Source organism: Rhizobium mongolense USDA 1844, from assembly GCF_000419765.1.
GTDB classification, from domain to species: domain Bacteria; phylum Pseudomonadota; class Alphaproteobacteria; order Rhizobiales; family Rhizobiaceae; genus Rhizobium; species Rhizobium mongolense.
In genome coordinates this window covers 65,325-87,467 of sequence record NZ_ATTQ01000003.1, presented here as the reverse complement: position 1 = coordinate 87,467, position 22,143 = coordinate 65,325, and the positions used below count along the sequence as shown (strand labels likewise).

Below are 22,143 nucleotides of genomic sequence, written 5' to 3'. Positions count from 1 at the left end.
ATGATGCCAATGGCAGGTGGAGTCGACGAGGCGCTCAATCGGGTGAACACGCATTCCAAGCCGTCCGACCTTCGCATCATCGACATGCGGGTAGCCGAAATCGTCGGCGCGCCGTTCACCTCAGCGCTGCTCAAGATTTACACGAACCAGGGCATCGTCGGGCTTGGCGAGGTGCGCGACGGCGCCAGCGCCACCTACGCGCTGATGCTGAAGAGCCGGTTGCTTGGCGAGAACCCTTGCAACATCGACCGCCTGTTTCGCCGGATCAAGCAGTTCGGCGGGCACGGCCGGCAAGGCGGCGGCGTATCGGCGGTCGAAATCGCGTTGTGGGATCTTGCCGGCAAGGCCTATGGCGTCCCCATCTACCAGATGCTCGGCGGCCGGTTTCGGGAGAAAGTGCGCGTCTACTGCGACACCGACGCCACCGTGCCGAGCGGCACCGAGACCGGCAGGCGCCTCAAGCAACGCATGGAGCTCGGGTTCACCTTCCTCAAGATGGATCTGGGGCTGATGCAGATCGCGGATGTGCCCGGTGCGGTCGTGTCTCCTGCCGGCTCACTTGAAGGGTACCGCGACCACCCCGGCCGCGGCCTGCTGAACACCATTGAAGAGCGGCGCGTCCGCAACGCTGCGTACGATTTGCATAGCGTCCCGCACCCGTTTACCGGCCTCCACTTTTCCGACAAGGGCCTCGACTTCCTTGAGCAATACATTGCCGAGGTTCGTGAGGTCATCGGCATGGATATTCCGCTCGCCATCGACCACATCGGCCACATCTCAGTGCAGAACGGCATTCGCCTTGCCAGGCGAATTGAAAAATACGTGCCAGCCTGGCTCGAGGATGTGATCCCATGGCAGTACACCCAGCAGTACCGACAACTGCAGGACGCCACTACGGTGCCGATCTGCACCGGCGAGGACATATACCTCAAGGAGGGCTTCGAGCCTCTGCTCAAGAGCGGCGGTCTTTCCGTTATCCACCCAGACCTGCTCACCAGCGGGGGCATCCTCGAGACCAAAAAGATCGGAGACATGGCGCAGGACCACGGTGTCGCCATGGCCATCCATATGGCAGAAAGCCCAATCGCCGCAATGGCCGCGGCACATGTCGCGACCGCGACTGAAAACTTCATGGCACTCGAATACCACTCTGTCGATGTCGACTGGTGGGACGATATCGTCACCGGCCTTCCCAAGCCACTCGTGAAGGACGGCTTTATCACCGTTCCGGACAAGCCGGGCCTGGGGATTGACGACGTCGTCGACGAGGTGATCTCGCAGCATCTGCAGCCGAGTGTCACCGGCATCTGGCAGCCCACGGATCACTGGGACGATGAGTATTCCTGGGATCGTACCTGGAGCTGAGGCGAAAAGAACCGAAGATGAAGATCACCGACCTCCGCTGTGCCGTTATCGGCAAACACCCGATCGTCCGCATCGTTACGGACGAGGGCCTCCATGGCTTGGGCGAAGTCGAGTTCACCAAGTCCTATCTTAAGCCCTGGGTGCTGCATTTCCGTGAGGCGCTGGTCGGCGAGGACCCGACCGACGTCGAGAGAGTGATGCTGAAGATCCGCCAACGCGGCTCTTTCAAGCCGTACGGCGCGGCGGTAAGCGCTATCGAGCATGCGCTGTGGGATATTGCCGGCAAGGCCGCGGGCGTGCCCGCCTATAAACTGCTCGGCGGCAAGGTGCGCGACAAGGTGCGCGTCTACAACGGCTCGATCCGCCGGAGACGCACCGGCGACCGGCCGGAGGATTACGCCGCTGACGTCAAATGGATGATGGAGCAGCCGCAGAACTTCTTCATGGTCAAGCAAGGAATCTCGTTCCATTCGAACATGAAGGACACCATTGAGGACTTCCATTACGGCGTGACGCAGAAGAAGGCCGGCTATCACGGTGCCATGGATCAGGGCGTGATCAGCGAGCGCGGTTTCAATCACATGCTCGACTGCGTGATCGCGATGAAGGAAGTGCTGGGCGACAAAGTCAGCCTGGCGCTCGACTGCGGTCCGGGCTGGATGCTGCCCGATGCGATTAAGTTCGCTCGCGCGGTAGAGAAGTACAATTTGATGTGGCTCGAGGACATGCTGACTGGCGACTATGTGCCGTGGGTCAATCCGCAGGCCTATCGGGAACTGACCATCTCCACCTCGACGCCAATCCACACTGGCGAGCAGATCTACCTGCGGCACAATTTCAAGGAACTGATCGAGACGCAGGCGGTGCGCGTCATCGGCCCCGATCCAGCTGATGTTGGCGGTATTGCCGAACTCAAATGGGTCGCCGAGCACGCCTACATGCACTCGATCCTGATGGCACCGCACGGGACCGCCAACGGCCTCCTGGGCCTCGGCGCGTTGATCAATGTCTGCGCCACCTTGCCTGCAAATTACATCGCGTTCGAATATCCGAGCGCCACCGACCCCTGGTGGGAGGATCTGGTAGTCGGCTTGCCACCGCAGATCGTGAAGGACAGTATGGTGGACCTACTGGAAGCGCCGGGGCTGGGCCTCGATATCGACGCCGAAGCGGCCAGGAGATATCTCAGGGAAGAGGATGCGGGCTTCTTCGACTGAACCCATAAGAGGCTATTGACCTACGGGCCGCATAATGTCCGCGATGTCCTTGCCACCCACATTCTGAAGCAGACCGGTTCCAATTTCCTTCGGCACTATTACGACATTTACTGTCTGCTGGACCACCCGGACGCGCAGGCTTTTATCGGCACGGAAGCATATCTAGCCCACAAACAACGGCGCTTTCCAAAACTCGACAATCCGGATATTAGCAGCAATCCCGCGTTCAGCCTTTCCGCCCCCGAGACCTTTGGGCTTTACGAACCCGCGTATGAGCGGACCGCAGCCCTCTATTATCACGGCAGGCCCAGCTTGAAACAAATCCTGACGCGTGTCGGCTCTTGCGCAGATCGCCTCTAGCCATTCCGCGGCGTTCTGCCTGACCTCATTCACTTCATCGTTTATGTATCAAAGCTATACGTCCCACAAGGGGAGCCATGCCCCATTGCTCGCCTTGATGGGGTTCGAACCTTCGGCCCCTCAGTGAGCCAAGCTGGCATAACAGCCATTTATGAAACTCATGTCATTCGTGGCGGTGATTGCGGCTTTCCTGTCAGCATAGGGTGTCCGCGGCTCGAATCGAGCTCTCCCGGATGTGCTGACGGAAAACCTGTCGGAACTCCCTGAAGTTATCGAACCCGAGAGCAGTGGCCACTCTGACCACGGTTGAGGGCGACACTACGCATCGGTCCGCAAGCGATTGCGCGGTGCCGAATGCTACAATTTCCGGATGGGCGAGAGCCGTGCGTGCGACGCGCTCCTGTTGCTCTGGGAGGCTAAGCCCGGTTGCTACAATCATCTCCTTGAGCTCGGCGATGGTCGTCGGCTTTCGAATGGTTTTTTCCGTGCTCATGATCGTGCTTCCGGCGCATGTTCGGCTATGACTTATTGGGAAGGGTCGTTGGAGGTTGTCATCTAACCCCTGAACTTTGCCTGGATGGAACCACAGGCCTGCGCCATGTATTCTCTCGGAGGCGCGATCGCGGGGTCATGCCCGCTTCGACGACGAGCCATCCGGCACAATCCGCGTTCTTCACAAACCGGACGACCGGATCGAAGTTTACGAAACCGTCCCCTCGGATGGCGAACATTCCCGTCCGCACCATCGTTGAAGCTGATATCCTCGGCCGGTACCTGTAGTTGCAGCAGCTCGTTGATCGAGTCCTTCGCGTCGCACCATCCTTCGGTAAATCAGTAGTATGCGGCGGCTCGATCCGAAGTTCGTGCCGCCGCTAGATCGGACAGGAGGAGTAGTCCGACAGAGAGTATTTTGCTTCTCCGAAAGCTCAGCCAAGAACCTCTACCAATTTCACGGGGGATCCGTTCTTTGCAGACTGGGTTGCAGCTTCCGCCATGGCGAGCGCTGCGACACCATCATCGAGCGTGACCGGCAGAGCCGAGCCTGTGTTCACAGCGTTGACAAATGCTGCCCATTCCGCCGCATAGGCGGGCATGTAGCGTTCAAGAAAGAAATAAGTCGGCTTTGCGCTCGTCACGCCGGACGCGCTGGACTTGATCAACGTGTTCTCCAGCACGTTCTGAGCCTGTAGCAGGCCTTCGGAGCCCAGGAGTTCCAACCGCTGATCATAGCCGTAGAGGGCGCGGCGGCTGTTCCTGATCACGGCAATGCGGCCATCTGCGTAGGAAAGGGTAACGACGGCGGTATCGACATCGCCTGCCGCGCCAATCTCAGGATCGACGACGGACGTTCCGACCGCCGAAATGCTCACCGGAGCCGCGCCCATGATAAAGTTCGCCATGTCTGGAAGAGCGAGTTGAGCTTTCCAAAAAGGTGGTCTCGCTGGCTGGCGGGCGCGTGCCGGTGATCTCGTCAGGACACATCAGCGAGAACCGCGATGACCAGCGCGCCGAACTGGCGGCGATGGCGGAAACAGGCATCGATGCACTTGTCCTGGTCAGCAACAGGCTCGACACTGGGAATGCCGGAACCGAAGCATTTCGTTCCAGCCTCGATGCCATCTTGAGTTGGCTCCCGAGCGACCTGGCTCTCGGTCTGTACGAATGCCCGGCTCCTATCGCCGTCTCTTGAGCGATGACGAGTTCAAGCTGTGCCGCGACACCGGCCGCTTCGTAACGTTGAAGGATGTCTCCTGCGATCTCGAAACGGTCAAGCGACGCGTCGCGCTCTCCGGCGATTCTGGCTTTGCGATCGTCAACGCCAATGCAGCCATCGCCGCAGCCGCTATGCGGGCAGGTTCGAAAGGGTTCTCTGGCGTCTTTACCAATATCCACCCAGACCTGTACGCCTGGCTTTACACGCATGCCTCCGACGACAGCGAGCTTCGCCGCGAACTGGAAATTTTCCTGGCGCTAGCGGCGATGGCTGAGCCGATGGGCTATCCGGGTCTTGCCAAGGTTTGGCACAAGCGTCTTGGCACCTTTGAGAGCGTCCATTCTCGTGTCACAGATTATGACATTGCCGAGCGTCACTGGGCAGTTATGGATCTGCTGGACCATATTCAGCAAGGGACGGCAGGGTTTCGTGACCGGATCAAGCAGGTGTCCTAGCGAATAACAGTCACCGTCAGATTTCGTCGCTTTTTGAAAGGGCGTGGCAATGGAAAACCGCGCCCTCAAGAATGGCAATTATCCGCTGAGCGCGCCGGGCTTTAGTGCGGTCAAGATCGCACGATTCCGAAACTGTCATCTTTCAAGCAACCGCCATCCGAATGACCTTTCAAGAGGCAGACACGACCCATATGCTAGCCACTCCTGATATAATTGCTTTGGCTTATAAACTACGCAGCCTCCGTCATGACGGACGCCAGATTCCGACCGGTCAGCTGGTGTCAGTGCCTTTAGCGCTTGAGGACGCGATAGAGGTACAGAGCCAGTTGTCGAAGCTTGAAGGAGCAGACGTCTCGGCTTGGAAGGTAGCCAAATCGCCCGACGGTAACCCAATCGCCGCCCCTCTGCATCCATACTTAGATAAACCTTCCAATGCGATAGTCGCCTGGCGAAAAGGTATGAAAATTGAGGTCGAAATCGCGGTTCAGCTTAGCCAGGATCTTCCTGTTCGGACGGACAAGGCCTACGGGCGGGCCGATATCGAGGCCGTAGTTTCCGACGTCTATCTTGGCGCAGAACTGGTTTGGAGCGGCATTGCGGAAGGCGGTAGCATTTCCTTCCTGGCCTTTCTGGCAGACCGCCTTGGAAACGCGGGTTATGTTAGAGGGCCGGCCCTACCCTTGGCAGTCCTTCAGCCCGGTTCGAATATTCCCCTCAAGCTTTGGCTCAACAAGCAGGTCGCTTTCGACGATGCTGCTCAGCATCCCACGAAAGACGTTCTGACCTGGCTTTCTGCGATTACGCGAATGTCCGATCCAGGCCCGCCTCGTCGCTCAGAGCAGGCGCAATCATCACGACGGGAAGCCTTTGTGGTGCAGTAGATGTTACCGATCCCGGCGACGTATCCGTCCAATTGGGCATAGACGCTGTTCTGAATTTTACGCTGTGTTAGGGCCCGCTCGAAATTGCAGAAACGATGCTAATTCAATTGAATATCGGGTTCGCATTCTGCGCCCTTTTCGAGGACGACGATCGACAGATCGGTTGACCTGTTTGAGACGGATCGCCAGCCGAAAGCCCTGCAGGCCCGGCCCCAACGATCACAACGTCGAATGCCATCGATTCCCGTTCTGGCATTTGGGTGGCACTCATCGGTAGCTTTCAATACTCATTGCCAGCGCGGTAGCACCTGTAATCGGATCGGACGGTTAATCGCCAAGGTCACACCCGGTGCGACCTCGAATTCTGTCGCCTGAGCATTGCGATAATTGGCGATGCCCAGATAAGCAGCGTGATGACGCCGACAACTGCGGCAATGGGTCGATCGAAAAATGCAATCAACGATCCGCCGGATTTCATCATCGAGGTCAGGAAGTTTTGTTCCACCAGGGGGCCGACAACGATTCCGAGCACGAAGGGCGCGATCGGAATGCCGTTTTCTTCCATGAAATAACCGAGGACGCCGAAGGCGAGCGCCACGCCGACCGCGAGAGGCGCTATTCGACGTCGCTATGATTGCACCTCGGATTTCCCGTTACCCGCAAGAACTCCTCAGCGAGAACAAGGTCAGGCGGTACGACTCCTGCGCCACGCTTCAAATCGTTCTAGCGTCTCCGCGTTCGGAGGATAGATGCCCAGCGTCGATTTGCCGGAGACGATTTCGAGCTTAAGAAACTCTTCCTGCTCCTCCATCGCGACTGCCTCATCGGCGATTTCGCACACATATTCGCGCGGTATGACAATCACGGCTTCGCTGTCGCCGAAAATGATGTCGTCCGGATAGACCGCGACGCCGCCGCAGGCGATTGGCTGGTTCATATCCGATGCGTGGTGCGCCACCAGATTGGCAGGGGCCGCCGGTCCCATGCAATAGGTGGGAAGTCCAAGCTGGGCGATGTCGGCCGTGTCGCGGACGCCTCCGTCCAGAACAAGGCCAGCGCAGCCGCGGTAGACCAGCCGGCGGGCGAGCATCGCACCGATGCCTGCAATCTCTGCCACCGAGCGGCAATCAAACACGAGAACATGGCCTTCCGGAATCGTGTCGATTGCCTTGCGTTGCTGGTTTGACGGATCGGAGCTGTAGGTCGAACCGTCGATATCTTCGCGTGCGGGAATGTAGCGCACCGTCACGGCCGGGCCGACCATCGGCTTGTCGGCGCCGGCGAGCGGCCGCACGCCGCGAACCGCCGTGTTCCTGAGTCCGCGCTTCAAGAGCAGTGTGCTGAGGCTCGCTGAATTTGTGCGCAGGAGTTTTGCGTAAACCGATGGGTCCAAAGCCGTCATGAGATCCTCCGTATCTGCATAGAGGTCTAGCACAACGGGCTAACAGTTCAATATAGAATATCGTATTTCTTATTTGGATAATGGATGAACCCCATTGATAGCCTTCGTCAAAGCCGCGCCTCCTTCTACGACTTCACGCTTGATCGAGCGAGCCCGATCCGGCGTCGCCTCTCCGATAAACGGCACGCTTATCGTTGCCACCAGATGGCCGCCGGAATCGAAAACGGGAGCCGCAAAAGCCCGCAGACCGAGATTGGATTCCTGATTGTCCTCGGCAATGCCATTGCGGCGAATATCGGCGAGCGCTTCCTTCAGCGCTTCGGGATCTGTGATGGTATAGGGCGTCCTGGCTTCGAGCCCGCCGGCGCAGTAGACTTCAACTTCGTTATAGTCGGAATAAGCAAGAGCGAGTTTGCCGGCCGCTCCGACATGCTTTCGAGAACGTCCTCCGACTTTTATGAAAAGCGCGTAGTCGCCGGGGCTGGACGCCGCAAAAATCGTCATCATTTCATCGCCTTCAGGCGCAGCCAACCGAAAAGACTCGTAAATCCGCTCCGCCGCAGCCGTCAGGATTGGCCTTGCGATCTCGATCAGCGTTACCCTGTCCGCGCCAGGCGAAATACGTCGCGCGAGTTCCACAAACTTTGGCCCCAGTTCGTAGGAGGCTCCGCCCTTCACCCGCGCCACAAGCCCATGTGCGGTCAGCGAATTGAGGATGCGATAGACCGTCGAACGAGGCACTCCAAGCTGAGCGACCAATTCGCCCAGGGAGATCCCCGTTTTGGCATCGGCGACCGCCTGGAGCAGGTGCGCGGTCTTTTCAACAACGGGCGATCCATGCTTAGGTTCAATCATGAACTACGAATTCCATATAAGAATTAATCGCCTTGACTTGGACGGACCGGACGCGCATGCTCCAAGCCGCAAGTGTCATATTTGACACTACTCGGTTGCAGGAGGAAGTAAAGGCATTTGATCGCGGGTGGCCCCGCGAACCCGGATGACTTTCAGGAAGGGATCACCGAGGCGCCATATGCGGCTCGTTTGGATGTATTGGAGGGCTTTCATGAAGAAGATCAAGGGTATCCATGCGTTGAGCATGGGGATTGCAATGTCGTTGGCGGCAAGCGTCGCCATTCCCGCTCGCGCGGCCCCGGACAAGCTGACGGTCGTGGTGACGGATGAGCCGAAATCGCTCGACCCGTGCGATACGGACCTCTCGGGCAACTCACGCATTCTGCATAACAATATCACGGAAGCACTCGTCAACCTCAGCCCCAAGGACGGTTCGGTCGTGCCGAGCCTCGCCACCAGCTGGCGGCAGCTCGATAGCCTGACCTGGGAATTCAAGCTGCGCGAGGGCGTGACCTTCCACGACGGCAAGGCATTCGATACCCATGCGGTCATCGCGGCTCTAAAGCGGGCGCAGGATCCGGCCCTGGCATGCGAAGTGGGCCTTGCCACGCTGAAGGGTCTTAAACTCAATGCAGAAGCCGTGAACCCGACGACCCTCCTCATAAGGACGGACGTCGTCGAGCCAATCCTCCCGAACAAGATGTCCGCGCTGGACATCGGCTCGCCGGCAACCCCGGGTGACGCCAAGACGCGCACCCCGGCCGGAACGGGCCCTTACAAGCTGGAGGCTTGGACGCCCGGTCAGTCGGTCGGTCTCGTGGCCTACGACGGCTATTGGGGCAACAAGCCGGCAATTCCAAACGCAACGATCATCTGGCGCGCCGAGTCCGCGGTCCGCGCCGCGATGGTCGACACCGGCGAAGCGCAGATCGCCTATGAGATTGCACCCCAGGACGGCACGACCGAAGAGGATCATGCCTTTCCAAACGCCGAAACCTCGCTGTTGAGGATCGATGCGCAGATTGCGCCCCTCAACGACAGGCGCGTTCGCGAAGCACTCAACCTCGCGATCGACAGGGATGGCCTCGTCGGAACGATCTTCCACAAGGACGCTCAAAAGGCGATGCAGGTCGTGCCGCCGTCGGTCTTCGGCTTCAATCCTGACATTCCCGTTTGGAACTACGATCCGGAAAAGGCAAAGTCGCTGGTTGCAGCCGCCAAGGCAGATGGCGTGCCGGTCGACAAGGAGATTGTTATCTACGGCCGCATCGGCATCTATCCGAACTCGTCCGAAAGCCTGGAGGCCATTCAGGCCATGTTGGCGGATGCCGGTTTCAACGCCCGGCTTGAAATGCTCGAGACAAGCCCGTGGCTAAAGCGGCTGCTGAAGCCATGGAACAAGGATCGCCAGCCCTCCATCCTGCAGACGCAGATCGACAATGCCGAGGGCGACGCAGTGTTCACGCTGCCGAACCGCTTTACCGCCGATGGCAACCAGTCGACCATTATCGACGCCGGTCTCGACAAGCTGATCGCCGATGGCTCGAAGGCGACCGGGGACGAGCGCAAAAGGCTGTTCCAACAGGCGTTCAAGTACATCGCCGTCGATGCGGTCAACATTGCGCCGCTCTTTCACATGGTCACCATCGCCCGTGTCGCCAAGAACGTGAACTATACGCCTGATGTGCAGGCCGGCAACGAGATCAAACTGAAGTCGATCAGCTATCGCTGATCTGCCCGGCCGACGGCTTGTATGTCGCTTGAGGAGAGCGAATGTCCTTCACCTATTTCCTGAAACGTGCAGCCTTCGCAGCGCTCGCGCTTGCAGCACTGATGACATCCGCCTTTTTCCTCGTGCGGTTGACGGGCGATCCCGTCAATCTCTACCTGCCTGTCGACGCTTCGGATGCGGCGCGCGAAGCCATGCGCGTCCGTCTTGGGCTTGATCGCTCGCTCCCGGCGCAGTTTTTCGATTGGGCTTGGGATATTCTCCGGCTCGATTTCGGAATGTCTCTCTGGCACAATCGCCCGGCCATGGACGTGGTTCTGGAGGCGCTGCCGAACACGCTGGCACTTGGCGCCATCGCTTTGGCGCTGGCCTTCACCGCCGCGATCGTCATGGGATCTATTGCTGCCGTCAATGCCGGTGGCTGGATCGACCGGGGCGTCAATGTCCTGTCGCAGGCAGCCGCAAGCGTTCCGGATTTCTGGCTCGGCCTGATGGGCGTACTTCTGTTCGCGGTCACATTCCGCATTTTGCCGACGTCAGGTTTCGGCGGCCCGGTCTACTGGGTGCTACCGGTCGCCTGCCTGTTTGCCCGACCTTTCGGAACTCTCGTGCAGATTGTCCGCGGCTCGATGATCGAGGCGCTGAATGCGACATTCGTCCGCACGGCGCGGGCCAAGGGCGCGCATGACGGACGGGTCACATTCGTGCATGCGCTCCGCAATGCTCTCCTTCCGGCGGTCACGGTGACCGGCGACCTTGCCGCCCAGTTCGCCGGCGGTGGCGGCGTCGTCGAGGTGGTCTTTGGGTTTCCCGGCATCGGCAAGCTCCTGATCGACGGCATTCTGAAACGCGACTTTGCGATCGTCCAAGCATCGATCTTTGCCGTCGCGGTGGTGATCTTCTTCATCAATGTCCTGGTCGACATGCTCTATGCCTCGATCGACCCGCGCGTGAGGGTCGAATGACAGACACGTCTGCCGAATTCCTCCCGACCCGAAAGCGCCGTAGCCGCCGCATCCTGTGGCTCCTGCGTGCGCTCGCGGGTGACCCGATGGCCGTCGCCGCGGCGATCTGGTTGCTCATCGTCGTGCTCGCCATCCTCACCGATTCCCTGTCACTCTTGGGCGACAACCGTATTTCACTGAAGGCGCGCAACCTGCAGCCGTTCGATTTCGGCCAGTCCTGGACTTTGTGGCTGGGTGCCGACGCACTCGGGCGGCCGCTGCTCGTCCGCCTCATCCAGGCGGCTTCGACGACGCTCGGTATCGCCATGGTGACCGTGCTGACAAGCCTGATCGGCGGAACGCTGCTGGGGGTGATCGCCGGTTATTTCGGCGGCATTGTCGGAAACGTCATCATGCGGATCTGCGATATCATCCTCGGTTTCCCGACGCTGCTGGTGGCACTCTTCGGCCTCTATCTGTTCGGTCCGAGCGTCAGCAACCTCGTGATCGTTCTCGCCGTCACCCGCATGCCGGCCTATATCCGCGTCGCAAGGGCCGAAACGCTGGAGGTCCGCGAAAGGCTTTTCGTCGATGCGGCGCGCGTCTTCGGTGGCGGACCGGCCTGGATCCTGCGCACCCACATCCTCCCCAGCGTCGCGCCCACCATGCTGACGCTCGCCTCGGTCAATCTCGCCATGGTCATGTTGTTCGAATCCGGCCTGAGTTATCTCGGCCTCGGCATCCAGCCGCCGTCGGTAAGCTGGGGCCTGATGGTCGCCCAGGGCCAGGGTTATCTGTCGTCCGCCTGGTGGCTTGGCTTTTTCCCCGGTCTGGCCGTTATGCTCACCACCATGTCCTTCAACCTCCTCGCCAACTGGTTCCGTATCGTCAACGATCCGTCGCAGCACTGGCGCCTTGTGAGCCGGAGGCGCTGATGGCTCTTCTCGAAGTCGAGGACCTGCAAGTCAGTTTTGATACGGCGTCCGGCCGCATTCTCGCGCTCAATGGCGTCTCCTTCTCGCTGGAGCGTGGTGAAGTCTTGGCGCTTCTTGGCGAAAGCGGCTCCGGCAAGTCCGTGACTGCATCTGCCATCATGGACCTCGTTCCCAATCCTCCGGGCGCGATCGACCGGGGGTCGATCCGCTTCGACGGGGCGGAACTGTTGCAGCTTTCGCGCAACGAGCGGCGAGATCTATGCGGCAATCGGATCGCCCTCATCTTTCAGGATGCGCTTGCGGCGCTCAATCCTGTCTATCCCGTCGGCTGGCAGATCGCAGAGATGTACCGCATCCACGGCCGCAACCCCGAAGGCGGCCTCGAGAAAGCCGTGATCGATCTTCTGACCGCAATCGGCATTCCCGATCCCGAACGTCGGGCGCGGCAGTATCCGCACGAATTTTCCGGTGGCATGCGCCAGCGCATCATGATCGCCATGGCCGTAGCACTCGAACCGGATGTCATCATCGCCGACGAGCCGACGACGGCGCTCGACGTCACGATCCAGGCGCAGGTGGTTGATCTTCTGGCCACCATCCGTAAACGCAGCGATGCCGGAATGATCTTCATCACCCATGATCTGGGTGTGGTAGCCGAACTCGCGGACCGCGTGGCCGTCATGTATGCCGGCCGCATCGTCGAGACCGCAAATGTCTTCGAACTCTTCGAGGATGCTCGACATCCCTACAGCGTCGGACTGCTCGCCTCGCAGCCGCGCGTGGATACCGACGAAGAGGAACTGGCGCCGATCCCCGGCTCGGCCCCAAATCCCGTCGCCCTTCCTTCAGGCTGCGCGTTCAGGACGCGCTGTCCGCGCGCCGCAGGGCTCTGCGCCGAGGTCGTCCCTCCCCTTGAAACCGTGGGGCCCGGCCGCCAGGCCGCCTGCCACTTCCCGGTATCATCAGCATGAACCAGCCTCTTCTCAAAGTCGAAAACCTTTCCCGCCACTACGGCAGCGGCGCGACCCCCGTGCGCGCAGTCGATGACGTCAGCTTCGAGATCGCCCGCGGGGAGACGCTCGGTCTTGTCGGCGAAAGCGGTTGCGGCAAGACTTCCCTGGTCAGAACCCTCCTGAAGCTCGGGCCAGCGACCAGCGGCAGTGCCGTGCTTGATGGCGTGGAAATCACCAAAGCGACCGGGAGCGAGTTGCATGAACTGCGCCGCAAGATGCAGGTCGTTTTCCAGGACCCCTACCAGTCGCTTAATCCCCGCATGCGGGTCGACCGGCTGATCTCCGAACCATGGGCGCTGCATCCGGGTGCCGTGCCAAGGGCCCGCTGGCGGGAAGAGACGGTCAAGCTGCTTGAATCCGTGGGGCTGCGTGCGGAACATGCGGACCGCTATCCTTCCGAATTTTCGGGTGGCCAGCGGCAGCGGCTTGGAATCGCGCGCGCCCTGGCACTCACCCCGACGCTCCTCGTCTGCGACGAACCGGTTTCGGCCCTCGACGTGTCCGTCCAGGCGCAGGTCGTCAACTTGCTGTTCAAGCTGAGACGTGAACGCAACCTGGCGATGCTCTTCGTCGCCCATGATCTCGCCGTGGTGCGCCATATCTCAGACCGGGTCATGGTCATGTATCTCGGCAAGATCATTGAGACCGGGCCCAAGCATTCTATTTTCAGTGCGCCGGCTCACCCTTACACGCAGGCCCTGCTTTCCGCGGTACCGACCCCGGATCCGAGGCTTCGCGGGAAGCGCAACCGCATCGTGCTGCAGGGTGACCTTCCGAGCCCTGTCAATCCGCCCAGCGGATGCCGCTTCCGAACGCGCTGCTGGAAGGCGACGTCGATTTGCGCCGAACAGGAACCGACGTTGATCAAGAGGACGCCCGCTCCGGGCCTGCTGACAGCATGCCACCATGTCGATTAGCAAGCTATTTCGGCATCGCAAACACAGCGAAAAGGTTCGCTGCGTTGAAAACTAGCTAGCGCCGAGCCTTTTCAAGGCTGAAGGTCTTGACAGGAACCGAACCGCTGACCCGCGTTCATCCTTCAGAATCACTGCGACACCGGTCTCGTCCTCGATGGTGATGAACATCACGCCCTTTGCCGAGCCCGGTCGCTGGCGCACCTGCACCAGGCCGGCCGCCATCAGCCATTGCCCGTCACGCGCCGCCATCGCTTCGGCACAGGGGACGATCCGACGTTTGGTGAGGTCGCTCCGCAGGAAGCTCAAGGGATGCTGGCGAAGCGTCAGGCCGGTATGGCTGTAATCCTCGACCACGTTGTGGCCCTCGGTCATCTGCCTGAGCTCGACTTCCGGCTCCTGCTGCTCCGCAATCACCCTGGCCTCCCGCTCCGCCGCAGCGGCAAAGAGAGGCAGCGGCTCGTTGCGCAGGGCCTTGATCGCCCAGAGCGCATCACGACGCTCGAGACGGAGAGACGGCAAAAAGGCATCGGCTTCGGCAAGCTCGACGAGCGAGGCGACTGGTACGCCACGGCAAGGTTCGAGAGCTGGTGCAGCCGGAGCTGATCGTTAGGGCGGCCGCGCAGGCAGAGCGGGACATAGGCGCGATCGCCAAAGACCTCGAGCCGGCAACCGATGACGAGCCGCAGCCCTGTGGCGCGCGACGCTTCCAGCGCCCGGACGATGCCTGCGAGACTGTCGCGGTCGACGACGCCGAGCGCTTCGATATGCAGCAATTGTCGTTTCCAACGTTTCTCACGGTCTTTAGTCTGGCACGGGGGTCAAGGGACGACGTCTCAGAAATGAAGCCAATTGTTCTGTAACTTCCTCTGGCGCAGAGTCCGGGAAAAAATGCCCACCTTGTACAGCTTGAGCCTCCATGGTCGTGCAGCGATCCGCCCAGGTAGCAGGAAGGTCATAGAGTTTGGCCATCGCGCTAGAAGCGCCGTACAGGATCAGCACGGGAGCTGATATGCGTTTGCCGTGATCCGCCAGATCGTGGGCGAGATCGACGGCCAGTGCCGCGCGATAATCGTTGCAGCTACCCGCAATCGCCTCGGTATCATGCCATGAAGCCCGGTAGGCAGCGAGCTGTTCGATATCGAAATCCTGCGGACCCGCCGCGCCCCAGCCGAAGAGACAGGTTTCATAAAAGAGATCACGGCTTGCTTCGATCATCTTCTCCGGAAAAGGCGCTGGCTGAGCCAGGAAGAACCAGTGCCAATAAGAACGAGCAACTTCCTTCCGAAGGTCGGTGAGCATGACAGCCGTTGGCACGATGTCCATCAGCACGACGGTAACCACAGCCGCTGCATGATCCAAGGCCAGCCTATGCGCCACCCGGGCACCGCGGTCGTGTCCCACGAGATGAAACCGCTCATGCCCGAGGGCGCGCATCAACCCAACCTGGTCGGTCGCCATGGTGCGGAAGCTGTAATTGGCCAGATCGGTTTGGGCGGTTGGTTTGTCGGAGGCGCCGTAGCCCCGCAGGTCAGCGCAGATGACCCGATAGCCGAGCGCCACCAGCCCCGGTGCGATCCGTGCCCAGAGTGCCTTGGTCTGCGGAAAGCCATGCAGCATCAGCACCGGCTCGCCGGCACCCGCAGCGACATAGGCGATCTCTATCCCGTCGACGGCAATCCGGCGGTTTTCAAAACCCTCGAACATACTCCCCTCCCCGCTTTTGCGACGACTACAGCGTCTCGATAGCGAGGGCGATACCCTGGCCGCCGCCGATGCACAGCGTGACAATGCCTTTCGATATCCCGTCGCGCTTCATCGAGTGGAGAAGCCGTGTGGTGAGGATCGCTCCCGTCGCGCCGATGGCGTGACCATGCGCGACAGCGCCTCCCTCCACGTTGACGATGTCCTCCGGCAGGCCGAGTTCGCGCATCACCGCAATCGGCACGGCGGCGAAAGCCTCGTTGATCTCGATGCGCTCGATGTCGGCAAGTGTCCAGCCCGCCTTTTCCAGCGCCTTTCGAACGGCGGGCACCGGCCCGAGACCGAACAATCCCGGGTCGACGGCGGCAACGCCATAACCCGCAAGGCGCGCCATGGACTCAAAACCTTTCGCATCGGCAAAACCCCGCTCCGCGACGATCATCGCCGCAGCGGCGCTGTTCAGCCCCGGCGCGTTGCCGGCGGTGATCGTGCCATCCGGCCGGAAGGCGGGTTTCAGCCGGGCGAGCGACTCGAGCGTCGTGTCGGCACGCGGCGCCTCGTCTCTGGCAAAACGCTCTGTTCCCTTGCGGCCCTTGATCTCGACGGCGACGATCTCGTCCGCGAACCGGCCGGCATCCTGTACGGCGGCAAAGCGCTTCTGAGACCTAGCTGCGAAAGCGTCCTGATCCTCACGGGTGATCCCGAGCTTCGTGACGAGGTCTTCGGTGTGCCAGCCGGAATGCTCGCCGGAGAAGGCGTCGTTCAGCCCATCCGTCAGCATGCTGTCGAGGATCTGGGCCGGTCCCATACGGTAGCCCCAGCGTCCGCCATCCATCAGGTAAGGCGAGCGGTCCATGTTCTCCATTCCGCCGGCAACGGCAGCATTGCTGTCGCCGGCGGCAATTTCTAGCGCTGCGGTCAAGATCGCCTGCGCGCCCGAGCCACAGACCCGGTTGACGGTGAGCGCCGGGACGGAGACCGGGAGGCCGCCGCCGATAGAAGCTTGCCTTGCCGGATTCATCCGGTTGCCCGCCTGGATGACGTTGCCCATGACCACTGTGCCGATTTTGTCGCCCGAAAGCCCCGCGCGCCGCAGGGTCTCCCGCACCACGATCGCACCGAGTTCGGTGGCGGGTGTGCCCTTTAGCGTACCGTTAAATGTGCCGATCGCGGTGCGAACCGGATGGGCGAGGATGATGTCACGTTTGCTCATGGTTTTCTCCATTTATTGATGGTCGAGCTGTCGAAAGCGCATTCAGGCAACGACCTTTCGTGGAGTTACGTCGCCTGCCCATAAACGCGGGCTCCTTACCGGCGTGGCCGGATCGAGGCTGCTGACGGCATCGAGCCGGTCAATTTGTTCGGCAGAAAGCGCGACGGCGATCGCGCCGAGATTGCTCGTCAATTGCATCAGAGAGCGCGGGCCGATCATAGGAATCGCGCCATGGGTTCCCGCCCAGGCAATGGCGACCTGATCGGCGCTGGCGCCGAGTTCGTCGGCAATATCGAGCACGGTGTCGAGGACCTTCGTGCGCTGCGCCGAATTCTCGGGCTGGAACACACTACCGCCCAAGCCTTCGGCACGGCCCTTCTCGCCTTGCCGGTACTTGCCCGTTAGCATGCCGCCGCCGAGTGGCGACCATGTCACGACGCCGAGCCCAAGCGCCTCGGACGCCGGAAAGAGTTCTGCTTCGGGTTCGCGATGAACCAGGCTGTGCTCGAATTGCGCCGCTGCGATCGGAACGGCATGGGTAAGCTCCGCCAAGGTCACCGCGCGCGAAAGCCGCCAGGCCGGGAAGTTGGAGAGGCCCGCATAGAGAATCTTGCCGGCGCGGGCGAGGTCCTCGAAACCCCGGACGATCTCTTCGGAAGGCGTGACGCCATCAGGATGGTGCACCCAGTAGATATCGATGCGGTCCGTCTTTAGGCGCTTGAGGCTGCCCTCGACCGAGGCGACCAGCGCCTTGCGGCTATTGCCGGTTACGAGCCGGTCGGCATTGGGCACGGCGCCGTTGGTAAACTTGGTGGCGATCACGAAATTCTCGCGACGCCCCTGCAGCAGCGAGCCCAGAACCTCTTCGGCCTGCCCGAACTGGTAGATATCGGCCGTGTCGATGAAATTGCCGCCGGCCTCCGCATAGGCGTCGAAGACCGCCCTGCTCGTGTCGGGGTCGGCACCATGCCCCCAGCCTGTGCCGAAGTTTCCGGTGCCAAGGGCAATTTGCGAGACCTGAAGACCGGTGTTCCCGAATTGCGTGTATTTCATGAGCATTTCCTTTCTTTCGAGCCCTGCGAGGCGTTGCCAGCACTCATGCGATCCTTGCGGCTAGGGCGCGCCACACGGAGGTCCAATCGCGCCCCAAAAAGGAGAAGGGCTGGGGAAGTGCGCTATGTCATGAAGTTCCCTACTTGCGCCCGCGCCGGAGTCGAAGTTCGGTTTGCATGGCGTATCTCTCCCAGAGCTTCTACGTTCGCAGGACCGAACCGAGCCTGGATCTCCCGTTGGCATTCATCCCAAAAGTGGTGCGACCTCCAGCACCTGGCTACCGCGAGCCGCGAGTGTGACAATCGTTACTCTTTGATCGTCTCGCCGCCTCCCGTTTCGACCCGGCCCATATGGTCCAGCACGCGCAAATCGCCCGACGGTCGAGCGATTAAGCTGGGCGACACGTCCGAGTTCAGTGAACCTTACCGGCTGACGATGCTCGACCGGAATCCGCGTTGCCCCCGGCGACGATAGTCGTAGTGATCCCCTCGGGGCGGGGTCGTCACATGCGTGCCCATCGTTGATTTCCTACTTGAAGTGTCGGACGCTACGATGATATTCATCATCAAAATAGTCAAGCCACAATGATGAACAACATCATTAATCGGACAGAGCCGTCAAAAGGGGTTTGAAGTGCGGATAACGAAGGAAAAGTACGAGGAAAACCACGAACGGATCGTCGCTATCGCGTCCGAGATGTTTCGCGAACGCGGCTTCGATGGAGTGAGCGTGGCTGAGCTGATGGAGCGCGCCGGGCTCACACATGGGGGCTTCTATAACCACTTCCGGTCCAAGGAGGACCTAATCGCGGAGGCGGCCGCAAGGGGTTTCGGAGAAACTTTGGAGCGTTATGCGGGTCACGATGCCCTCTCCGCCATCGAACTATATATCTCGCGCCAGCACAGGGATGCCCGTGGTCAAGGGTGTCCGGCTGCGGCACTGAGTTGCGAGGCAGCACGGCAGCCCGATGAAACCAGGTCGGCTTTTGCCGCAGGAATAGAGAACCTCCTACGCGCGTTCGAGGGCGACATAGCACGAAATCAGCCGCCGGGAGCTGGGTCACGCGCACTAGCCATCAGCCTCCTCGCCCAGGCCGTCGGAGCCGTCGTGCTTTCGAGAGCTTGCCCGGACGGGTCCTCGCTGGCGGATGAAATCCTGGATGCCTGCCTGGACGATTGCCGCGACGCCATCGCAGCCGTGCGCGAGCAATAGGGCCCCGCGCCTGGGCGGCTCTATGCCAGAACTGCAAGAAGATGTGCCCGCCCGTGGCATGAAAGGCGTCGGTCACCTTGCGCCAGCCGTCGATCCGCGTCTGATTGTGGATGCCAGGCGTGTTCTGATAGCCTTGACCCCGCGAGATCTGGGTTGCCATCCGAAATGATCGATTCAAAGAGTGTCTTGTTGGCCGCTTTCACCCAAGAGTTAGAAACTAATCCTGACGTTCCCAGACTTGCGAACGTCCGAGCATCGAAACGCCAACAAAGCCGCGCACGTTGAGCTTCTTGCCTCCGTTGGTCAGGGAAATCTTGCTGCTATAGATCTTACCGCTATCCGGGTCGAGGATTTTGCCGCCGGTATATTTGTCACCGTCCTTCTTCAGGCCACTCAGAATGACCAGGCCCGTAACAGGAGCGTTCTTGAGCGCGCCTTCGCATTTCACGCATGTCCCGCTCTCGTTCGGGCCGAGAAAGACTTTTCGACCTTGCCCTGCAGGGTGCCATTTGACTCCGTAATTCGGATCAAGGCCCTCGGCTTGCCGCTGACGTCGTCGACGTTCCGCCACAAGCCAACAAGCGAAGAATCGTCCGCCCATGCTGTGGATGACATGAGTGCCGCTGCGGTAGTGAGTGTGAAAACGGCAAACTGTTTCGAGATACGCATTTCTATCGTCTCCATGACGCTGGGTTGGACCCTTGTGGCGGTCAGAAGTTCATGCAGGTGTTGGGAGGGAAGCTCCCTTGCCTCCCGGTTACGAGTTGACGTCGACAACCGTGCGTCCCTGAACCTTTCCTTCCAGAATTTGTCTCGCGATATCCGGCACCGCGGCCAGACCGACCACCTTCGTCGTGCGGGCGAGCTTTTCGAGGTCGAGATCGCGCGCCAGACGCGACCAGGCCTCGATGCGCACCGCTTGCGGCGCGTTCACGGAATCGATGCCAGCAAGTGTGACGTTGCGCAGGATGAAGGGCAGGACTGTTGCAGGAAGATCGAGGCCCTGAGCGAGGCCGCAGGCCGCCACCACACCACGATACTGGGTCTGCGCCAGCACGTTCGCCAGCGTATGGCTGCCGACGGAGTCCACCGCCCCGGCCCAACGCTCACCTGTGATAGGTTTTCCCGGCTCGGAAAGCGTGCGGCGGTCGATGACATCGGCCGCGCCAAGCTCGCGCAGATAATCGGCCTCTTCGAGACGCCCCGTCGAAGCGACCACGCGGTAGCCGAGGTCGGACAGAAGCACGATTGCAACCGATCCGACGCCGCCATTGGCGCCGGTCACAAGGATGTCGCCCCGGTCGGGGGTGATACCGCCCTGTTCGAGCGCCAGCACGCACAGCATCGCCGTGTAACCTGCCGTTCCAAGGGCCATAGCATCCCGCGTTGAGAGGGGTTCCGGAATCTTGACGAGCCAGTCGCCGCTCAATCGGGCTTTTTGCGCGTAGCCGCCGTGATGTGTCTGGCTGAGACCCCAGCTATTGGCGACGACTCGGTCGCCCACCTCGATGCCAGGATAGGAAGACGCTTCGACAGTGCCGGAAAGATCGACACCCGGGATCAACGGAAATTTCTGGATGATCTCTGCGCGACCTGTAAGCGCCATTCCGTCCTTGTAATTCACCGTCGAGTAATCGACGGCGATCGTGACGTCGCCTGGCATAAGGTCTGTGTCATCGAGTTCGACCAGATTTGTCGAAATCTTCTCACCATCGTTGGTGGCTAGCAGGGCTTTGAACGTCATTGATTTATCCTCTGAGTGCATCAACAGTCATGTCGAACGTGATTAATCGATCGACCGATACAGCCGGCGGCATATTGCCGCCTAGTTTTTGGAAGCATGGCTGTTCGCGCCGCGCGATGGTCCTCCCACTGCGCAGCATCGTAAAGCGGCGGGATGGTTACGGGTTCGCGGCGATCGAAGCCGACGAGCGCCGCATCCACCACCTCCCCGTCCGATAGGCGCCAGTACGGCCGCATTCTTTCAAGACTGAGGAAAGCGCCCGCAGGCCGCGCCTTCCATTCATCGAGCGTGTAGCAAAGAGCCAGGCAACGGCGCAGCGCCGACTTATCACCCGTGGTTCGAGGCCACGAAGAATGGATAATCGGTATAGCCTTCGGCGCCACCACCGTAGATGGTCGCCGGGTTCACCTCAGCCAGCGGAGCAGCAGTCTTCAGTCTCTCGACGAGATCGGGATTGGCGATAAATGGCCGACCAAACGAAAAGAGATCAGCATCGCCCTGCGTAAACCGCGACGTCGCGAGTTCCAGGTTGTAGCCACTATTGGCGATGTAGGTGTTCGCGAACTTGGTCCTGAGTTCCGTGTAATCAAAGGTAGCAGCCTCTTGCGGCCCGCCGCGCCCGGCTTCCACGACATGAAGATAGGCAATGCCCATGTGGCCGAGTTTCTCGGCGATGTAGTTGAATTGCGCCTGCGGATCGCTCGAGGTGATGCTGTTGACCGGCGAAATCCGGACGCCCGTCCGGTGCGCGCCGACCTCGGCAGCCACGGCGGCAGCGACCTCCAATATCAGCCGTGCCCGATGTTCGACGGAGCCGCCATAGGCGTCGGTGCGGGTGTTGGAGCCGTCCTTGGCAAACTGTTCCAGCAGATAACCATTGGCGCCATGGACTTCGACGCCATCGAAGCCCGCGGCAATCGCGTTGGCGGCGGCGCGACGGAAATCTGCGATGATGGCCTGGATCTCATCCAGTTTGAGCGTGCGAGGTTCGGACACATCGACGAAGGCATTGTTCACGAAGACCTTGGTCTCGGCCTTGATGGCGGATGGCGCGGCCGGCGCTTGCGCATTCGGCTGCAGATCGACATGTGAAACACGACCCACATGCCAGAGCTGCAGAAAGATGTGTCCGCCTTTAGCATGCACCGCTTCGGTGACTTTCCGCCACCCGTCGATCTGGGATTGCGTATAAATGCCTGGCGTATCCTGGTAGCCCTGCCCTTCCTGAGAAATCTGCGCCCCTTCCGAGATAATCAGGCCGGCTGTCGCGCGCTGGGCATAATATTTCGCGACAATATCGCCCGGCACGAAGCCAGGGCCGGCTCTGTTGCGGGTCAAAGGCGCCATGACGATACGGTTCGCAAGCGTCAGCGCGCCGAGCTTATAGGGTTCAAAAAGTGTGTTGTCAGTCATTTCGTTTTTTTCGTCCGGAT

23 protein-coding genes and 4 pseudogenes are annotated in these 22,143 nt (G+C 60.5%); 12 read left to right on the top strand and 15 right to left on the bottom strand.

Annotated features, from left to right (window positions below; translation table 11 throughout):
• Positions 1-3: 3 nt before the first annotated feature.
• The 3 genes from A3C3_RS0106105 to A3C3_RS0106095 are packed head-to-tail and all read left to right on the top strand — an operon-like array spanning position 4 to position 2,942.
• Positions 4-1,365 carry a mandelate racemase/muconate lactonizing enzyme family protein gene (locus A3C3_RS0106105; protein ID WP_028739441.1) on the top strand — a complete coding sequence of 454 codons (1,362 nt, stop codon included), beginning with the start codon at positions 4-6 and terminating at the stop codon, positions 1,363-1,365.
• 17 nt (positions 1,366-1,382) lie between these two features.
• A complete protein-coding gene (locus A3C3_RS0106100; RefSeq protein ID WP_022713726.1) occupies positions 1,383-2,582 on the top strand; it encodes a mandelate racemase/muconate lactonizing enzyme family protein in 1,200 nt (399 codons plus the stop codon).
• A gap of 15 nt (positions 2,583-2,597) precedes the next feature.
• A complete protein-coding gene (locus tag A3C3_RS0106095; RefSeq protein ID WP_022713725.1) occupies positions 2,598-2,942 on the top strand; it encodes a hypothetical protein in 345 nt (114 codons plus the stop codon).
• A 193-nt stretch (positions 2,943-3,135) separates the two neighbouring features.
• Here A3C3_RS0106095 and A3C3_RS0106090 read toward each other — a convergent pair whose 3' ends face one another.
• Both A3C3_RS0106090 and A3C3_RS37800 read right to left on the bottom strand, forming a co-directional pair.
• Positions 3,136-3,435: a MurR/RpiR family transcriptional regulator gene (locus A3C3_RS0106090; RefSeq protein ID WP_022713724.1), complete on the bottom strand. Its 300-nt coding sequence runs from the start codon at positions 3,433-3,435 to the stop codon at positions 3,136-3,138.
• A gap of 433 nt (positions 3,436-3,868) precedes the next feature.
• Positions 3,869-4,327, bottom strand: a complete 459-nt coding sequence (locus A3C3_RS37800) for a Gfo/Idh/MocA family oxidoreductase (RefSeq protein ID WP_198019852.1) — start codon at positions 4,325-4,327, stop codon at positions 3,869-3,871.
• Positions 4,328-4,374: 47 nt separating this feature from the next.
• Between A3C3_RS37800 and A3C3_RS42500 the strand changes: the two genes are divergently transcribed.
• From A3C3_RS42500 to A3C3_RS41215, 3 genes are all read left to right on the top strand, one after another.
• A complete protein-coding gene (locus tag A3C3_RS42500) occupies positions 4,375-4,632 on the top strand; it encodes a hypothetical protein (protein WP_051154441.1) in 258 nt (85 codons plus the stop codon).
• On the top strand, positions 4,605-5,111 hold the full coding sequence (locus A3C3_RS41220) for a beta/alpha barrel domain-containing protein (protein WP_051154440.1): 507 nt from the start codon (positions 4,605-4,607) through the stop codon (positions 5,109-5,111). Before A3C3_RS42500 ends, A3C3_RS41220 begins: the two co-directional genes overlap by 28 nt.
• Positions 5,112-5,272: 161 nt before the next feature.
• Positions 5,273-5,992 (top strand): 2-keto-4-pentenoate hydratase, encoded by a 720-nt coding sequence (locus tag A3C3_RS41215; protein ID WP_145611694.1) that lies wholly within the window; start codon positions 5,273-5,275, stop codon positions 5,990-5,992.
• 125 nt (positions 5,993-6,117) lie between these two features.
• On the opposite strand, the pseudogene A3C3_RS45035 reads toward A3C3_RS41215, so the two are convergent.
• The 4 genes and pseudogenes from A3C3_RS45035 to A3C3_RS0106060 form a co-directional block, all read right to left on the bottom strand.
• A pseudogene (locus A3C3_RS45035) lies at positions 6,118-6,263 on the bottom strand (FAD-dependent oxidoreductase); the annotation flags it as partial.
• Between the two features lie 69 nt (positions 6,264-6,332).
• Positions 6,333-6,590, bottom strand: a complete 258-nt coding sequence (locus tag A3C3_RS0106070) for a hypothetical protein (protein WP_022713722.1) — start codon at positions 6,588-6,590, stop codon at positions 6,333-6,335.
• A gap of 87 nt (positions 6,591-6,677) precedes the next feature.
• Positions 6,678-7,394 (bottom strand): ribonuclease activity regulator RraA, encoded by a 717-nt coding sequence (locus A3C3_RS0106065; RefSeq protein WP_022713721.1) that lies wholly within the window; start codon positions 7,392-7,394, stop codon positions 6,678-6,680.
• A 69-nt stretch (positions 7,395-7,463) separates the two neighbouring features.
• Positions 7,464-8,249: an IclR family transcriptional regulator gene (locus A3C3_RS0106060; RefSeq protein WP_022713720.1), complete on the bottom strand. Its 786-nt coding sequence runs from the start codon at positions 8,247-8,249 to the stop codon at positions 7,464-7,466.
• 211 nt (positions 8,250-8,460) lie between these two features.
• On the opposite strand from A3C3_RS0106060, the gene A3C3_RS0106055 reads away from it, so the two are divergent.
• Genes A3C3_RS0106055 through A3C3_RS0106035 form a run of 5 tightly spaced genes read left to right on the top strand, consistent with a single transcriptional unit; the run spans position 8,461 to position 13,787 of the window.
• Positions 8,461-9,981, top strand: coding sequence for an ABC transporter substrate-binding protein (locus A3C3_RS0106055; RefSeq protein ID WP_022713719.1), 1,521 nt, complete (start codon positions 8,461-8,463; stop codon positions 9,979-9,981).
• Positions 9,982-10,022: 41 nt separating this feature from the next.
• Entirely contained in the window at positions 10,023-10,943 is a 921-nt protein-coding gene (locus A3C3_RS0106050; RefSeq protein ID WP_022713718.1) for an ABC transporter permease, read from the top strand.
• Positions 10,940-11,857, top strand: a complete 918-nt coding sequence (locus A3C3_RS0106045; RefSeq protein ID WP_022713717.1) for an ABC transporter permease — start codon at positions 10,940-10,942, stop codon at positions 11,855-11,857. The genes A3C3_RS0106050 and A3C3_RS0106045 overlap by 4 nt, the downstream gene beginning before the upstream one ends.
• Positions 11,857-12,828 carry an ABC transporter ATP-binding protein gene (locus A3C3_RS0106040; RefSeq protein ID WP_022713716.1) on the top strand — a complete coding sequence of 324 codons (972 nt, stop codon included), beginning with the start codon at positions 11,857-11,859 and terminating at the stop codon, positions 12,826-12,828. Before A3C3_RS0106045 ends, A3C3_RS0106040 begins: the two co-directional genes overlap by 1 nt.
• Positions 12,825-13,787 carry an ABC transporter ATP-binding protein gene (locus A3C3_RS0106035; RefSeq protein WP_022713715.1) on the top strand — a complete coding sequence of 321 codons (963 nt, stop codon included), beginning with the start codon at positions 12,825-12,827 and terminating at the stop codon, positions 13,785-13,787. Before A3C3_RS0106040 ends, A3C3_RS0106035 begins: the two co-directional genes overlap by 4 nt.
• A 123-nt stretch (positions 13,788-13,910) precedes the next feature.
• Here the strand turns inward: A3C3_RS0106035 and dnaE2 are convergent.
• The 4 genes and pseudogenes from dnaE2 to A3C3_RS0106010 all read right to left on the bottom strand — a co-directional run.
• Positions 13,911-14,354: pseudogene (gene dnaE2 / locus A3C3_RS0106030) on the bottom strand (error-prone DNA polymerase); the annotation flags it as partial.
• Between the two features lie 234 nt (positions 14,355-14,588).
• Positions 14,589-15,491: an alpha/beta fold hydrolase gene (locus A3C3_RS0106020; protein WP_022713712.1), complete on the bottom strand. Its 903-nt coding sequence runs from the start codon at positions 15,489-15,491 to the stop codon at positions 14,589-14,591.
• Between the two features lie 25 nt (positions 15,492-15,516).
• The gene (locus tag A3C3_RS0106015) at positions 15,517-16,701 is read right to left on the bottom strand and encodes a thiolase family protein (protein WP_022713711.1); all 1,185 of its coding nucleotides are present in this window, start codon (positions 16,699-16,701) and stop codon (positions 15,517-15,519) included.
• 42 nt (positions 16,702-16,743) lie between these two features.
• A complete protein-coding gene (locus A3C3_RS0106010) occupies positions 16,744-17,754 on the bottom strand; it encodes an aldo/keto reductase (protein ID WP_022713710.1) in 1,011 nt (336 codons plus the stop codon).
• Between the two features lie 633 nt (positions 17,755-18,387).
• Here A3C3_RS0106010 and A3C3_RS0106005 point away from each other — a divergent pair.
• Positions 18,388-18,966 (top strand): TetR/AcrR family transcriptional regulator, encoded by a 579-nt coding sequence (locus A3C3_RS0106005; protein ID WP_022713709.1) that lies wholly within the window; start codon positions 18,388-18,390, stop codon positions 18,964-18,966.
• Between the two features lie 19 nt (positions 18,967-18,985).
• Here A3C3_RS0106005 and A3C3_RS43315 read toward each other — a convergent pair.
• The 5 genes and pseudogenes from A3C3_RS43315 to A3C3_RS0105990 form a co-directional block, all read right to left on the bottom strand.
• A pseudogene (locus A3C3_RS43315) lies at positions 18,986-19,123 on the bottom strand (oxidoreductase); the annotation flags it as partial.
• Between the two features lie 60 nt (positions 19,124-19,183).
• Positions 19,184-19,567 (bottom strand): DUF2147 domain-containing protein, encoded by a 384-nt coding sequence (locus A3C3_RS41210; RefSeq protein WP_233450576.1) that lies wholly within the window; start codon positions 19,565-19,567, stop codon positions 19,184-19,186.
• A 156-nt stretch (positions 19,568-19,723) separates the two neighbouring features.
• Positions 19,724-20,710: an acrylyl-CoA reductase (NADPH) gene (gene acuI / locus A3C3_RS0105995; protein WP_022713708.1), complete on the bottom strand. Its 987-nt coding sequence runs from the start codon at positions 20,708-20,710 to the stop codon at positions 19,724-19,726.
• A 20-nt stretch (positions 20,711-20,730) separates the two neighbouring features.
• A pseudogene (locus tag A3C3_RS46725) lies at positions 20,731-20,919 on the bottom strand (hypothetical protein); the annotation flags it as partial.
• Between the two features lie 118 nt (positions 20,920-21,037).
• Positions 21,038-22,123 (bottom strand): alkene reductase, encoded by a 1,086-nt coding sequence (locus A3C3_RS0105990; RefSeq protein ID WP_022713707.1) that lies wholly within the window; start codon positions 22,121-22,123, stop codon positions 21,038-21,040.
• Positions 22,124-22,143 lie beyond the last annotated feature (20 nt).

Coding starts and splice junctions, on each gene's coding strand:
- A3C3_RS0106105 (WP_028739441.1), top strand. CDS start 4: ATGCCAATGGCAGGTGGAGTCGACGAGGCGCTCAATCGGGTGAACACG.
- A3C3_RS0106100 (WP_022713726.1), top strand. CDS start 1,383: ATGAAGATCACCGACCTCCGCTGTGCCGTTATCGGCAAACACCCGATC.
- A3C3_RS0106090 (WP_022713724.1), bottom strand. CDS start 3,435: ATGAGCACGGAAAAAACCATTCGAAAGCCGACGACCATCGCCGAGCTC.
- A3C3_RS37800 (WP_198019852.1), bottom strand. CDS start 4,327: ATGGGCGCGGCTCCGGTGAGCATTTCGGCGGTCGGAACGTCCGTCGTC.
- A3C3_RS41220 (WP_051154440.1), top strand. CDS start 4,605: ATGCCCGGCTCCTATCGCCGTCTCTTGAGCGATGACGAGTTCAAGCTG.
- A3C3_RS41215 (WP_145611694.1), top strand. CDS start 5,273: ATGACCTTTCAAGAGGCAGACACGACCCATATGCTAGCCACTCCTGAT.
- A3C3_RS0106065 (WP_022713721.1), bottom strand. CDS start 7,394: ATGACGGCTTTGGACCCATCGGTTTACGCAAAACTCCTGCGCACAAAT.
- A3C3_RS0106060 (WP_022713720.1), bottom strand. CDS start 8,249: ATGATTGAACCTAAGCATGGATCGCCCGTTGTTGAAAAGACCGCGCAC.
- A3C3_RS0106055 (WP_022713719.1), top strand. CDS start 8,461: ATGAAGAAGATCAAGGGTATCCATGCGTTGAGCATGGGGATTGCAATG.
- A3C3_RS0106050 (WP_022713718.1), top strand. CDS start 10,023: ATGTCCTTCACCTATTTCCTGAAACGTGCAGCCTTCGCAGCGCTCGCG.
- A3C3_RS0106045 (WP_022713717.1), top strand. CDS start 10,940: ATGACAGACACGTCTGCCGAATTCCTCCCGACCCGAAAGCGCCGTAGC.
- A3C3_RS0106040 (WP_022713716.1), top strand. CDS start 11,857: ATGGCTCTTCTCGAAGTCGAGGACCTGCAAGTCAGTTTTGATACGGCG.
- A3C3_RS0106035 (WP_022713715.1), top strand. CDS start 12,825: ATGAACCAGCCTCTTCTCAAAGTCGAAAACCTTTCCCGCCACTACGGC.
- A3C3_RS0106020 (WP_022713712.1), bottom strand. CDS start 15,491: ATGTTCGAGGGTTTTGAAAACCGCCGGATTGCCGTCGACGGGATAGAG.
- A3C3_RS0106015 (WP_022713711.1), bottom strand. CDS start 16,701: ATGAGCAAACGTGACATCATCCTCGCCCATCCGGTTCGCACCGCGATC.
- A3C3_RS0106010 (WP_022713710.1), bottom strand. CDS start 17,754: ATGAAATACACGCAATTCGGGAACACCGGTCTTCAGGTCTCGCAAATT.
- A3C3_RS41210 (WP_233450576.1), bottom strand. CDS start 19,567: ATGGGCGGACGATTCTTCGCTTGTTGGCTTGTGGCGGAACGTCGACGA.
- acuI (WP_022713708.1), bottom strand. CDS start 20,710: ATGACGTTCAAAGCCCTGCTAGCCACCAACGATGGTGAGAAGATTTCG.
- A3C3_RS0105990 (WP_022713707.1), bottom strand. CDS start 22,123: ATGACTGACAACACACTTTTTGAACCCTATAAGCTCGGCGCGCTGACG.